Below are 12,630 nucleotides of genomic sequence, written 5' to 3' on the forward strand. Positions count from 1 at the left end.
GAGATGGGTGGTGGTCAAATGGCACAGCTCATAAAGATGCAGGATTATATTTCCCGGTATGAGCAGGATATTTATCGTTATCCAACGCAATTTGCACGTTTGAAAAAACAGCAATGGGATAAATTGAAGGCTGCTTATAATGCGGGCGAGCTAGATCGGTTGTATAGCGAGCTTTCTGAAACACAAGTCAAATTCGATCCGCCTCAGGAAGAGTCGAAGGGCCTGTTGAAAAAGGTTAAAGGCATCTTCCACCGGGCAGGTAAACAGGAGACAGAAGCAGAAGAACTGCCAATACCGGCACAGAATGAAGATGCTAATGTTTTTTCATTAAGATTTCCGTTCCGTCCGGCCAGTCTGGATGAATTAAAGCAAAATTATTTAAATCAATTACTCCGCTTTCAAATGAAGTGGGGTAGTTCGACGCTTCATGAAAAGTCATTTGTGGACCAATCATTCATTTTGGATGAGAGGCTCCGCTTTTTTCTGCAGCGTTTTCCGGATACGTTTCTCGTATTATATAAACCTATCTTTCTATTGAAAAATGCGCCTGTTGAAGTCGAAGTCATTTTATTGACCCCTGTTGATGCTTGGTGCATCACTTTTCTGGAAGCGGAAGAAGACGCTGCATTCATCGGTTCGAGTGATCGGTTCTGGGTCCGCAGGCATCATAAGCATCCAGATAAAAAAGTGCTTAATCCTTTGTTGGGCGCAAATCGGATGACGAACATCGTCTCCCAGTTATTTGAGCTATATGAAGTGAACATGCCGATAAAAAAGGTGATTTTATCCCGGAATGGATATGTCGATTATCCCGAAGCCCCTTATGATATTACGGTATTGGATAAACGGACCTTCCCGGAATGGTTTGAAAGGATGCGGGCAATATCGTCTCCTCTTAAGGCACAGCAGTTAAAAGGGGCGCAGGCATTGCTTGAATATTGCCAAACTACATCAAGCCTGCGACCGGAATGGGAAGCCGAATATAACCAACCAGAAGGAAATGAATATGCCGCACCTTAATGAAACGGTGTATTTCATTGTCAATCCAGTGGCTGGAAATGAAGCGAGTTTAAAGATTTGGAAAAAAGCCGAGGAAATACTGAAATCAAAAGCTGTTCCCCATGAGGTGTTTTTCACACGGGAAAAGGGGCATGCGCTAAGATTGACGAAGGAAATACTATCAGGGACTAATCAGGATACCCGGGTGATTGCTGTTGGGGGAGATGGCACGATTAATGAAATGATAAATGGCGCCATTGGTTTCCCTCACGCAATCATCGGCTCCCTTGCGGCTGGGTCCGGCAATGATTATGTAAGGGGCATTCAAAAAACTGAGAATATGGAAGAAGCCCTTTCCTTATTTCAGGATAATGCCTTTAATACCATTGATATTGGACAGTTCGAGACGAATGGCAAGGTGGGTTATTTTGTGAACAGCCTGGGAATGGGCATTGATGCTGAAATTTCCGATGAAGCAAACCGTGCCCCCCTGAAAAAATGGTTTAATTTTGTCAGAGCGGGTAAATTAATTTATCTGTTGATTTTTATAAAAATGTTATTTTCTTACAAGCCCAGCTGCATGGAATTGATCATTGATGGAAAACGGCATCTTTTGAAAAAGGTATGGTTCATCGTTATTGCGAACCAGCCCTACTTTGGAGGTGGAATGAAAATTTCACCATTGTCGAAGGTGGATGATGGCAGGTTGAACGTGATTGCAGTCCATGATATTACTATGTTGAAATTATTAACCGTTTTCATCACCGTTTTATGGGGCGGTCACCTCAACATTAAAAATGTTGATTCTTTTTCTGGTAAAATGATAAAAATGAAGAATCAAGGTTCAGTAAAAATCCAGTCTGACGGGGAAATTGTTGGTAGGAACGAAGTAGCTGCAGTGGTTCTGAAAGAGAAATTGCGCGTCATGTTCAAGGGTGATAACCGATACAAAAATATGAAATGATTTATTTGTTTTTGTTTTATGCGTATAATCGTTTTATAGTACTTGACGAAGAAACCGTTTTTCAACTAAAATTTAATTTATGGCTATTGTTTAATTGCTCAATAGCTATTTTTTTATTTCTCTAAAATGAGGATGTTTTTAATTGCGGGTATCATCCCGATGCAAGTATATATGCAGCTTCGCCAGCAGGCGGATTTTTTATAAAACATGGACTCAAAGTAGTGGTAATACATACACTAGGTGAACGTACCCACATTTGTATGATTAAGCGAGGAAATCGAAGGTGAACCAGTTGGAACATTTATTAGGTCAGGAGTGGGATATATCCCCTGCTGGAGGAGCTACGGGAGAAGCCTTTATTGCCGAGAAAGAGGGGCAGAAGCTCTTCCTTAAACGAAATTCATCGCCATTTTTAGCTGTTCTTTCAGCTGAGGGCATTGTTCCAAAGTTAATGTGGACAAAACGCCTGGAAAACGGGGATGTAATTACGGCCCAGCATTGGATGGAAGGCAGGGAGCTATCTCAGCAGGAAATGAACAATATAAGAGTCGCAAAGCTGCTTCAAAAAATTCATCAATCCGATCCTTTGTTAAGCATGCTCAAAAGGCTTGGGAAATCCCCTTTACGACCTGAAAGTATACTTACAGACATAGAAACCGGGTTATCTTCGGATGTTACGGATATTCCGATAATCAAGCAGGCCATCCATTTTTTACAAAATAATCTCCTGTTGATTGAATGCGACGAAAAAGTCGTCTGTCATTGTGATGTGAACCATAATAATTGGCTCATGACCGAAACCGACGGATTGTTCCTGATTGATTGGGACGGAGCGGTCATTGGCGATCCAGCCATTGACCTCGGCATACTCCTGTATTCATATGTCCCAAGGGAAGAATGGAATCAATGGCTTGCCCGATACGGCAAGAAGCTAGACGCAGGCCTGGAGATGAGGATGAAATGGCACACGGTTTCACAACTTGTGCTTTCCATCCAATGGCATCATCGCAGAAAGCGGTACGAGGAAAGAAATGAATTACTGCAAAAACTGGAAGCATTATTGATGGTTGGCTGATCAGAATTGATCTATATCATCCACCCACTGGGACAAGTCGTTCTGGTGGGTTGAAATATGTGCATCTAAATCGGCGGTACCGATGCCAGTCTGGCTGTATTCGTAAATCTCCGTCAGTACCGTTTTTACATTGCTGTCTATATCCATATTGATCATTAAGGATTTGACGAGCCTTTCAACCTGTTCACATTCAGAAACGGATCCGCAGCAGTCTGATTGATGATTGGTCAATATATCTTTCAATAGTGACATTTGATGTTCATGGGAAAGCGGCATATAATACCTCTCCTTTCTTAAATATGGATTCAAGGGATTCTCAGGTGGTTCTTGCCTGCCCTTCACTTATTTATGGTGTGTTTTGCGGAAAGTTTTATACATGAAAACTACAGAGACTGTCGCCTGGATGGCCGGCAGTTTTTTTATTTGTTAAGTCGGTGCATGCAGGATTTTTCCTGAAAAAATCAACTTGCAGGAATCCATCCACTCGTGGTATGGTTTGAACGATTATATTATAAATAGGGGTGTCATCATGCGTTTAAGAAATAAACCTTGGGCTGAAGACCGTTTGAATGATTTTCCACAATATGTAATTCAGCAGCCAGTGAGCCATAAAGGTAAATGGCATGAAGTTTTCGGTAACGATAATCCGTTATATATTGAAGTGGGTACGGGCAAAGGCCGATTCATCACAGAAATGGCAAAAGCCCATCCTGATGTGAATTTCATTGGAATTGAAGTATATGGAAGCGTCATTGTAGCTGCATTGGACTTGCTGATTGAAGCGGATGTTCCAAATCTAAAGCTGTTGAATGTTGACGCAGCGAACTTGGGGGATTATTTTGCAAAAGGTGACGTGGATCGCGTCTACTTGAACTTCTCTGATCCGTGGCCGAAATCACGTCATGCAAAACGTCGGTTAACGTATAAGACCTTCCTCGAAGTATATGAAGGCATCCTGCCAGACAATGGCGAGATCCACTTCAAGACGGATAACCAAGGGTTATTCGAATCTTCCTTGAAGAGTATTTCCGAATACGGCATGCTCTTGAAATATGTAAGCCTTGATCTGCATAACAGCAATTTTGAAGGCAATATCATGACTGAATATGAAGAAAAGTTCTCGAGTAAAGGCAACCGGATATACAGATTGGAAGCAATGTTCCAATAATCATAAATAGATAAAAAACCAGGTGCACAGCATCTGGTTTTTTATCTGTTTATCGGGTGTATTTCTATCACAAGGATGACTTGATCGTTATCAATTTCAATATATGGAAGTGGGTGTTAAACTATAGGAAGAGGAGGGGTATAATGGAAAAGATGCAAATAGGGGAAATTAAATTAACATGGTTGAATGGCGGTGTGACTCACTTGGATGGCGGTGCGATGTTCGGTGTTGTACCGAAGCCGCTTTGGTCCAAGAAGTATCCTGTTAACGAAAATAACCAAATCGAACTAAGAACGGATCCGATTTTGGTGCAGGCTAATGGATTGAACATGCTTATAGATTCCGGTATTGGCAATGGAAAGCTGAATGACAAGCAGAAACGGAATTTTGGGGTGACGGAGGAATCCAATCTTGTCGAAGATCTTGGCAGACTTGGGCTTCAGCCAAATGATATCGATTACATTTTAATGACCCATCTACATTTCGACCATGCCTGCGGTTTGACGAAACGTGATGGTGATACTTGGGTGCCTGTTTTCGAGCGTGCAGAAATCATTACAACCCAAACTGAATGGGATGAAATGAAAAACCCGAATATTCGATCAAAAAGTACATATTGGGCAGAAAACTGGGAGGCTGTCGCTTCTCTTGTACGTCCTTTTGAAGGTGAGCAGGAAATTACGGACGGTATTAAAATGATCCATACTGGGGGACATAGTGATGGCCATGCGATCATCATCATTGAGGATGCCGGGGATAGATTGATTCACATGGCAGATATTATGCCGACGCATGCCCATGCGAATGTCCTCTGGGTCCTCGCATATGATGATTATCCGATGACTTCCATCGAAGCGAAGGAAAAGTGGATGAAATCCGGACTGGAAAATGGGTCTTGGTACAGCTTTTACCATGATGCACAATACTGTGCCATCAAATGGGATGGAACGGGTAAGGAGATAATAGACGAATTGAAGCGGAAGCGGTAAAGCAAAAGGAGGACGTCATTTTGACGGACCTCCTTTTATGTTTCAATCATTTTGCGCATTAAGCTCCAATATCGTTCCTGTTGAAGCATCTGCAACAAATTCGAATTGCTCGCGTTTACCCTCTGTGTTTCTGGTGATCCCGCCTTTGTACACTTCATAGTCCAAATCATTTTTTGAATAGTTTTCCGGCTTCATCAAGATCCATGAGCCATATATATTTCCATCTTTTTTGACTGTTTCCTTCACTTGGGCCAAGACTTTATCGGGAGAAGGTTTACTAGATTGATCCAATAGTTGTTTTGTCGCATAGCCCGCAGCAAACCCGGCTGCAGTACCCAGTAAAAACGTTTTCCAATTCATTGATTTCTCCTCCATTGCATTTTTTAAAATCACTTCTTCCAGTATACAGAAGAACGCTTTATTTGACTAATAATTTGAAATTTTACCCATTAACTGATAAATTAGAACTTTCTAGTGTAACACGATGCTAAGTTCTGTAAAATAGTAAGAAACAATACATAGGTTAGGGGTAGAAAAATGAATCATGAGACTTTGGAGCTTTTTAAAACATTGACGGAATTACCGGGAGCCTCGGGAAATGAACATGCAGTTCGGAGTTTCATGAAAAGTGAGCTGGAAAAGTATTCCGATGAAATCGTCCAAGATCGCCTTGGCGGAATATTTGGCGTAAAAAGAGGCAATGAGGATGGTCCGACTGTACTAGTTGCCGGGCACATGGATGAAGTGGGATTCATGGTTACCTCCGTAACGGAAAATGGAATGATCCGCTTTCAGACCCTAGGAGGCTGGTGGAGTCAAGTGCTTTTGGCCCAAAGAGTCGAAATCATAACTGATAACGGTCCTGTCATTGGTGTCATCGGTTCGATTCCGCCTCATTTGCTTGATGAGTCGCAACGCTCAAAACCAATGGATATCAAAAATATGCTGATTGATATCGGGGCGGATGATAAGGAAGATGTTAAGAGGATCGGTATTAAGCCAGGTCAGCAGATTGTACCGATTTGTCCATTCACGCCGATGGCCAATGAGAAGAAAATCCTCGCAAAAGCGTGGGATAATCGTTACGGCTGCGGACTTGCGATTGAATTGTTAAAAGATTTAAAAGGTGAAACGTTACCGAATGTCTTATATTCCGGGGCAACTGTCCAGGAGGAAGTGGGATTACGGGGCGCTCAAACTGCAGCTCATATGATCAAACCGGATCTTTTCTTCGCATTGGATGCAAGTCCGGCGAACGATATGTCCGGCAGTAAAAGTGAATTTGGTCAGCTTGGAAAAGGGGCACTGCTACGCATTTTCGATCGTTCGATGGTAACGCATCGCGGCATGAGGGAATTCATCCTTGATACGGCAGAGTCGAATGAGATTCCGTATCAATATTTCGTTTCCCAAGGCGGCACGGATGCAGGGCAAGTCCATATTTCAAACGAAGGCATTCCAAGCGGGGTGATTGGCATTTGTTCCCGCTATATTCATACACATGCATCCATGATTCATATTGATGATTATGCCGCTGCACGAGAACTGATTGGTAAATTGGTTCGTTCCTGTGATAAAACGACATTCGAGACCTTGATAAAAAACGGTTGATGGAGGAAGCTGAAATGGAAAGGGATGCTGTCATGAATCCTTTTCCATCAGCTTTTTTTTACATAGAAGGAAGGTAATTATATTGAAAATAGCAGTAGGCAGTAAGAATCCGGCGAAAATAAGTGCCGTGCTTGGTGTATATGAAGATGCTAAAATCATTTCGCTTCAAGTGGAGAGCGGGGTCCCGGAACAGCCTTTTTCAGACGAGGAAACGATGGAGGGGGCAATGACACGTGCCCGGAATTGCTTGATTCACAGTGATGCCGATATGGGTATCGGACTTGAAGGCGGTGTCGTGAAAATGGGACAAGCCCTGTTTCTGTGCAATTGGGGTGCAATGGCCACGAGGGACGGCGAGGTCTTTGTAGCTGCCGGAGCGAGAATCCCGGTACCGGGAATTGTTGCCGGGAGGCTGCTGGACGGTGAAGAGTTGGGCCCGGTGATGGATGCCTTCACAAGGCAAGAGAATATTAGCAAAAAGGAAGGAGCGATCGGCGTATTTACAAATGAGCGAATCACTAGGGGCGAAATGTTCCTTCATATCATGAGGATGTTAGCCGGTCAATACGAATATAAGCTGAAAATGAAAAAGCAGGATTTTTGAATCACTGCCATGGAAAGGCGGGCTTCGAATGATGGAAACGAACACTGCCAAAACAGAGCAGAATAAGACAGGGTTTTATTGAGCGGCTTTGCTAATATAGTGACAAGGGGTGAGCGGATATGTGGTGGGTTGAATCAATCCAAAAGGCCATCGACTATATCGAAGAGCACTTATTGGAGGACCTGACAATCGAGAGCATTTCCAGGCAGGCGAATGCTTCAGCTTTTCATTTTCAACGGACATTCACCATTTTAACGGATATTTCCATTGGTGAATATATCCGGCGTCGAAGACTGACCTTGGCGGCCCAGGAGATTTCATCCACAAATGGCAAGGTCATTGATTTAGCCTACAAGTACGGCTATGACAACCCCGAGGCATTCTCAAAGGCTTTTCGAAGGCAGCATGGGGTATCTCCAAGCGAAGCCCGAAAGTTTATGGGGAAGCTGAAATTCTATGAACGCCTGATGATACAGGTTATTCTGAAAGGGGCAAAACCGATGAAATACAATATCCTTGAAAGAGATTCCTTTCAATTGATTGGAATCAAGCAAGAGTTTTCCTTGGTCAATGAAGAGAATTTGATCGGGATTCCAAAGTTGTGGGAGAAAGTCAATTCGGATGGAACAGGAGATAGGTTAGCGAAGCTGAACAATGGCCAAATAAATGGCTTGCTTGGTGTATGTATCGATAAGCGGGCTGTGGAAAAAAATGAAACGATGGATTATTGGATAGGTGCAGAGTATGCCGGGGAAGCGCCTGAAGAGTTTTCGACCCTTACGATACCGGCTTCCAAGTGGGGTGTATTTGAAGTTCACGGACCTATGCCTGATAGCATCCAACAAGCTTGGAAGCGAATTTTTTCCGAATGGTTTCCTTCCAGCGGTCATGAACATGCCGGCACTCCCGAATTGGAAGTATACACGAATGACGACGCTTCAAACCCAGACTATTACTCCGAAATTTGGATTCCCATTAAAAAGAAATAGTGTTCAACCATCAAAATTTATTCGTTTTTCGCTTGCAGGTGAGGTTAGGAATCTAACTTTCTCCTGCAAGCTTTTTATTTGGGTAAACAAAAATCCTTCATACTTGAGCTGGAAGGTTAAGGGACAGGGAGATTTACAGCCCTTCTTCAAAAATATAAGAAAGCACCTTCATGGCTTGGTTCACGGATTCGACCGTGACACTCGCCTTTTCCGATAATTCCTTTAAAGCATGGTGATGGGATTCCGGGCGAATCAAAATAAGCGGTTTACCCAGGGAAACGGCGGTGCTTGCGTCCATGGCAGTATTCCACTGTTTATATTTCTCACCAAACAGGGCGACGACAAGATCGGCTTTTTTCATCAAAAGACCTGTCCGTAAATTATTGATTTGGGAAGCGGCCGCATCCTTCAGGATAGGATTCGGCTGTTCCCCGAGGATATCTTCACCGATATTATCGGAGCGTTCATGATTTTCCATCGGGCCGACGAATTCTAAAGGAAGCTTCAGTGCAGCGGCCTTATCTCTCAACTCGCTTCTCCAATTTGAATGGATCTCCCCAGCAAGATACACGATTAACTTCATTGTTTTCCTCCTCGATAATAAAATTGCTTTCATTGTACCATGTTTTTTAGAAAATGGATGAATTCCGTAAATAAGGATAATATTATCCATATGGTAGTAAAAGAGACGGCTGGAGGAATGACGATGGCTTTATCGAATAAGAATTTTCTTGTTTTCCTGTTGATAAGCAGTTTGATCGTGGGCTGCTCAGGTATCGAAAGACAAACCGAAAAGGCAATGAAGGCTGCTGAAGTGGCTTTTCGTGACGATGAAAAACAGCCCAATCAAGAGGCAGGCCTAATTCAGGTCTATCTGCCAAACGATTTTAAAGTTGTGGAAGAACATGATAATAATTTGATTTTACAAAAAGGTGATAAGATTTATATATTATTTGTCAATCCGAATGAAAAAGAAGACAGCTCCGTGTTATATTTGGCCATAAAGGAACAAGAGGATCAATTTGAAGTACTGCATTCTTTTCAAACCGATGATAAATTCGGCTTTATTTCGATTAAAGAGATACCGAAAGAAAAGTATGAGCTTGCAGTGGGGATCGGCGGAGTGAAGCTGACAACCGAAACGGATAAAGACCAATTAAAAACCGATGCAAAACAAATGATGGAAATCGTTTCATCCGTGCCCCAGAAATAAGAGGACCAGTGACTTTCAACCGATCCGTATTAATGGTTGATTCCTGGAGACTCTGGTATGATGGGATTATAAAAAATAAGGTGTCATTTAGAGCAGGAGGAATATACAAATGGAAAAATTACAAACAGTAGAGCAATATGATGCATTTAAAAATGAAGGCAAACATATCTTTCTTTTTTCAGCAACATGGTGTGGAGATTGCCGTGTAATCGAACCGATAATGCCGGAGATTGAAACGAAATTTCCTGACTTTACATTCATTTATGTGGACCGTGATGAATTCATCGATGTGTGTGCGGCTAATGATGTATTCGGTATACCAAGTTTCATTGCGTATGATAATGGCAAGGAGCTAGGCAGATTTGTGAGCAAGGATCGCAAAACGCAAGAACAAATTGAGGAATTCATTCAATCACTATAATCAATTTCCCCTTCTCGCTGGGGATTTTTCAATGAAGAGGAGGGTCAGTCATGAAAATGGACAGCACGAAGCTGAAAAATATCTTGAAGGAGCGTTTAAAAGATGAGAATCGCTCATTCAAATTCGATAGCAAGCAAGATACGTTACGGGTGGAAAATGTGAAGACCGGGAAGGGGATCACCATCGAGTTGCCTCCTGTGCTTGCTAACTATGAAAACGTACAGGAAAAGGCCATCGATGAAATTACCTATTACGTGGAAGAGGCCCTGAATGTGATGGGGGAAGAACACAGTATGGAAGGCAAGGAGAAATTCATTTTCCCAGTCATCCGCTCGACCTCCTTTCCAATGGAATCCGAAGAAGGAAATCCGTTTTTATTCGATGAGCATACGGCTGAAACCCGGGTTTTTTATGCCCTTGATTTAGGGAAAACCTACCGTCTTATAGATGAAAAGATGATTCAACGGGAAAATTGGCAGGGTGACAGGATCCGTGAAATTGCCCTATTCAATGCCCGTTCCCTCACCACTGAAATGAAGTCGGATATCGTTGCAGGTAATGCATTTTATTTTTTGAACACGAATGATGGATATGATGCCAGCAGGATTTTAAATGAATCATGGCTTCGGGAAATGAAGGACAAGATCGAGGGAACCATGGCTGTGGCCATTCCCCATCAGGATGTCATCATCATTGCCGATGTGAAGAATGATACGGGCTATGATATTCTTGCGCAAATGGCGATGAGCTTCTTTGCCAGCGGTCATGTTCCGATAACGGCTCTATCATTCCTTTACGAAGAAAATGAGTTGGAGCCCATCTTCATTATGGGTAAAAACAAAAAGCCTGAACAATAATGAATCACAAAAGGACCGTGTCAGCATCTGGCAGCGGTCCTTTTAAAGTTTAATAGAGTTTATAACTCAGAGTTGATATTTATTTTTTAATCGGCGATAATATAATTGGAATATTTTGAGAATATAAAAAGAACAAGCGGATGAATGTTGTGGGAGAGTGCAAGCATTGAGCCACCGAAGGAGCAAGTTCCAAAAAGATCCCTTGGAGCAAATCTCTCAGGTAAATGGAACCGCAGCTGGACGCAGCTCTGGAGAGTGCGCAGGAAGCAGTGTGCCACCAAAGGGGAAATCTCCATGACCAAAAATGGAGCTAAACTCTCAGGTGAAAAGGACAGAGAAGGGGAGCGGTAAGTTTACGCAATCCTTCTCTGCCCTTTTTTAATTGGCACTTTGTATCGGAAGGCATGCACCGAACATGGAACTTACTAATATGCTCAACTTGAAATAAGGGGGAGAATAAACGTGAACGTGAAAAGCAAATTAATGAACATGCTGGAAGCCCGTAAAGGGGAAATGGTTCAAATCCGCCGTCATTTACACGAGAACCCGGAACTATCCTTCAAAGAAGAAAAAACGGCACAATATATCATTGATTTTTATAAGGGTAAGGATGTGTCGATTCAAACGAATGTAGGAAATGGATTAGGGATCATCGTAACGATCGAAGGCGGAAAACCTGGGAAAACGATAGGTCTCCGTGCGGATTTCGATGCGTTGCCGATTACAGAAGAAGCGGATGTCCCGTTCCGTTCAAAAAATGAAGGTGTCATGCATGCCTGCGGACATGATGGGCATACCGCTTATTTATTGGTTCTGGCAGACTGCATCAATGAGCTTAAAGATTCCCTATCCGGTACGATTAAAATAATCCATCAACATGCAGAAGAAACACCCCCAGGTGGAGCAAAGAGCATTATGGAATCAGGGTTTTTGGATGAACTTGATGCCGTTTTTGGAATCCATTTATTTCCGTCCCATCCTGCAGGGGTTGTCGGGTATCACGGCGGCTATTCGATGGCTGGACGGACCTATTTCAAGCTGGCGATTAAGGGTGTAGGCGGCCATGGTTCGTCCCCGCATATGGCCAATGATGCCATTGTGGCAGGCGCCCATTTCGTGACAGCCGTACAAACCGTGATCAGCCGCCGCTTGAACCCTTTTGATATGGGCGTGGTCACAATCGGCTCCTTCGATGGAAAAGGAAGCTTTAATGTCATTAAAGATCGTATAGAAATTGAAGGGGATGTCCGTTATATGACAGCAGAGACCCAACAGCTGATCGATAGGGAAATCCACCGCATCGTTAAAGGGATAGAAACGGAATTTGATGTTCAGTGCGAACTAACATATGTGCCTGATTATCCTCCGTTATATAATGACCCTGAATTGACTGGATTCGTGAAAAATAGCCTGGAAAGCATGAAAGACAAAGATATTAAAAAGGTTATGGAATTTCCGGTTTTCTCTGGTTCAGAGGATTTTTCGTATTATGCAGAAAAGATTCCTGGCTGCTTCTTTTACATTGGCTGTAAACCAAAAGGGGTGGAGAAGGCATATTTCAATCACCATCCCAAATTCGACATTGATGAAGATGCCCTTTTGATCGCATCCAAATCAGTGGCCCAAGTTGTATGCGATTTTTATGAATGGGAATAGTTCCATTGGTATATTTGTTTGCAAAAAAGTGAGGAAACCCACAAAACACCGTTCGGTATTAACGAACGGTGTTTTATGGGTTTC

Annotated in this window: 15 protein-coding genes and 1 riboswitch; of the genes, 12 read left to right on the forward strand and 3 right to left on the reverse strand. The window is 42.8% G+C overall.

Features of this window, described 5'->3' with window-relative positions; translation table 11 throughout:
* Positions 1–18 precede the first annotated feature (18 nt).
* From ACSR9O_RS19505 to ACSR9O_RS19515, 3 genes are all read left to right on the forward strand, one after another.
* The gene (locus ACSR9O_RS19505; protein WP_260358340.1) at positions 19–1,020 is read left to right on the forward strand and encodes an NERD domain-containing protein; all 1,002 of its coding nucleotides are present in this window, start codon (positions 19–21) and stop codon (positions 1,018–1,020) included.
* Positions 932–1,963, forward strand: a complete 1,032-nt coding sequence (locus tag ACSR9O_RS19510; protein WP_491724945.1) for a diacylglycerol/lipid kinase family protein — start codon at positions 932–934, stop codon at positions 1,961–1,963. The genes ACSR9O_RS19505 and ACSR9O_RS19510 overlap by 89 nt, the downstream gene beginning before the upstream one ends.
* Positions 1,964–2,255: 292 nt before the next feature.
* On the forward strand, positions 2,256–3,038 hold the full coding sequence (locus ACSR9O_RS19515) for a phosphotransferase family protein (protein ID WP_063232868.1): 783 nt from the start codon (positions 2,256–2,258) through the stop codon (positions 3,036–3,038).
* Here the strand turns inward: ACSR9O_RS19515 and ACSR9O_RS19520 are convergent, their stop codons facing one another.
* Positions 3,039–3,314, reverse strand: coding sequence for a YtzH-like family protein (locus ACSR9O_RS19520; protein WP_101222975.1), 276 nt, complete (start codon positions 3,312–3,314; stop codon positions 3,039–3,041).
* 253 nt (positions 3,315–3,567) lie between these two features.
* Between ACSR9O_RS19520 and trmB the strand changes: the two genes are divergently transcribed.
* Positions 3,568–4,206 (forward strand): tRNA (guanosine(46)-N7)-methyltransferase TrmB, encoded by a 639-nt coding sequence (gene trmB / locus ACSR9O_RS19525; RefSeq protein ID WP_101222974.1) that lies wholly within the window; start codon positions 3,568–3,570, stop codon positions 4,204–4,206.
* A gap of 143 nt (positions 4,207–4,349) precedes the next feature.
* Positions 4,350–5,195: a YtnP family quorum-quenching lactonase gene (locus tag ACSR9O_RS19530; protein ID WP_491724946.1), complete on the forward strand. Its 846-nt coding sequence runs from the start codon at positions 4,350–4,352 to the stop codon at positions 5,193–5,195.
* Between the two features lie 42 nt (positions 5,196–5,237).
* Here ACSR9O_RS19530 and ACSR9O_RS19535 read toward each other — a convergent pair whose 3' ends face one another.
* Positions 5,238–5,555 carry a PepSY domain-containing protein gene (locus ACSR9O_RS19535; protein WP_101222972.1) on the reverse strand — a complete coding sequence of 106 codons (318 nt, stop codon included), beginning with the start codon at positions 5,553–5,555 and terminating at the stop codon, positions 5,238–5,240.
* A gap of 177 nt (positions 5,556–5,732) precedes the next feature.
* Between ACSR9O_RS19535 and ACSR9O_RS19540 the strand changes: the two genes are divergently transcribed.
* From ACSR9O_RS19540 to ACSR9O_RS19550, 3 genes are all read left to right on the forward strand, one after another.
* Entirely contained in the window at positions 5,733–6,806 is a 1,074-nt protein-coding gene (locus ACSR9O_RS19540; RefSeq protein WP_491724947.1) for a M42 family metallopeptidase, read from the forward strand.
* Positions 6,807–6,888: 82 nt separating this feature from the next.
* Positions 6,889–7,410, forward strand: a complete 522-nt coding sequence (locus ACSR9O_RS19545; protein WP_491724948.1) for a DUF84 family protein — start codon at positions 6,889–6,891, stop codon at positions 7,408–7,410.
* 119 nt (positions 7,411–7,529) lie between these two features.
* Positions 7,530–8,399, forward strand: coding sequence for an AraC family transcriptional regulator (locus ACSR9O_RS19550; protein WP_491724949.1), 870 nt, complete (start codon positions 7,530–7,532; stop codon positions 8,397–8,399).
* A gap of 133 nt (positions 8,400–8,532) precedes the next feature.
* Here ACSR9O_RS19550 and ACSR9O_RS19555 read toward each other — a convergent pair whose 3' ends face one another.
* Positions 8,533–8,982 carry a YtoQ family protein gene (locus ACSR9O_RS19555; protein WP_101222968.1) on the reverse strand — a complete coding sequence of 150 codons (450 nt, stop codon included), beginning with the start codon at positions 8,980–8,982 and terminating at the stop codon, positions 8,533–8,535.
* Between the two features lie 57 nt (positions 8,983–9,039).
* On the opposite strand from ACSR9O_RS19555, the gene ACSR9O_RS19560 reads away from it, so the two are divergent.
* The 4 genes from ACSR9O_RS19560 (at position 9,040) to ACSR9O_RS19575 (ending at position 12,546) form a co-directional block, all read left to right on the forward strand.
* Positions 9,040–9,612, forward strand: a complete 573-nt coding sequence (locus tag ACSR9O_RS19560; RefSeq protein ID WP_491724950.1) for a hypothetical protein — start codon at positions 9,040–9,042, stop codon at positions 9,610–9,612.
* Positions 9,613–9,721: 109 nt separating this feature from the next.
* A complete protein-coding gene (locus tag ACSR9O_RS19565; RefSeq protein WP_101222966.1) occupies positions 9,722–10,033 on the forward strand; it encodes a thioredoxin family protein in 312 nt (103 codons plus the stop codon).
* A 50-nt stretch (positions 10,034–10,083) separates the two neighbouring features.
* Complete coding sequence (locus tag ACSR9O_RS19570) at positions 10,084–10,890, forward strand: DUF1444 domain-containing protein (RefSeq protein WP_101222965.1); 807 nt, start codon at positions 10,084–10,086, stop codon at positions 10,888–10,890.
* 140 nt (positions 10,891–11,030) lie between these two features.
* A riboswitch (glycine riboswitch) is annotated at positions 11,031–11,133 on the forward strand.
* A 225-nt stretch (positions 11,134–11,358) separates the two neighbouring features.
* Positions 11,359–12,546, forward strand: coding sequence for an amidohydrolase (locus ACSR9O_RS19575; protein ID WP_101223492.1), 1,188 nt, complete (start codon positions 11,359–11,361; stop codon positions 12,544–12,546).
* Positions 12,547–12,630 lie beyond the last annotated feature (84 nt).

It is taken from the genome of Peribacillus sp. B65, from assembly GCF_058513295.1.

Coding starts and splice junctions, on each gene's coding strand:
- ACSR9O_RS19505 (WP_260358340.1), top strand. CDS start 19: ATGGCACAGCTCATAAAGATGCAGGATTATATTTCCCGGTATGAGCAG.
- ACSR9O_RS19520 (WP_101222975.1), bottom strand. CDS start 3,314: ATGCCGCTTTCCCATGAACATCAAATGTCACTATTGAAAGATATATTG.
- trmB (WP_101222974.1), top strand. CDS start 3,568: ATGCGTTTAAGAAATAAACCTTGGGCTGAAGACCGTTTGAATGATTTT.
- ACSR9O_RS19530 (WP_491724946.1), top strand. CDS start 4,350: ATGGAAAAGATGCAAATAGGGGAAATTAAATTAACATGGTTGAATGGC.
- ACSR9O_RS19535 (WP_101222972.1), bottom strand. CDS start 5,555: ATGAATTGGAAAACGTTTTTACTGGGTACTGCAGCCGGGTTTGCTGCG.
- ACSR9O_RS19540 (WP_491724947.1), top strand. CDS start 5,733: ATGAATCATGAGACTTTGGAGCTTTTTAAAACATTGACGGAATTACCG.
- ACSR9O_RS19550 (WP_491724949.1), top strand. CDS start 7,530: ATGTGGTGGGTTGAATCAATCCAAAAGGCCATCGACTATATCGAAGAG.
- ACSR9O_RS19555 (WP_101222968.1), bottom strand. CDS start 8,982: ATGAAGTTAATCGTGTATCTTGCTGGGGAGATCCATTCAAATTGGAGA.
- ACSR9O_RS19560 (WP_491724950.1), top strand. CDS start 9,040: ATGAATTCCGTAAATAAGGATAATATTATCCATATGGTAGTAAAAGAG.
- ACSR9O_RS19565 (WP_101222966.1), top strand. CDS start 9,722: ATGGAAAAATTACAAACAGTAGAGCAATATGATGCATTTAAAAATGAA.
- ACSR9O_RS19570 (WP_101222965.1), top strand. CDS start 10,084: ATGAAAATGGACAGCACGAAGCTGAAAAATATCTTGAAGGAGCGTTTA.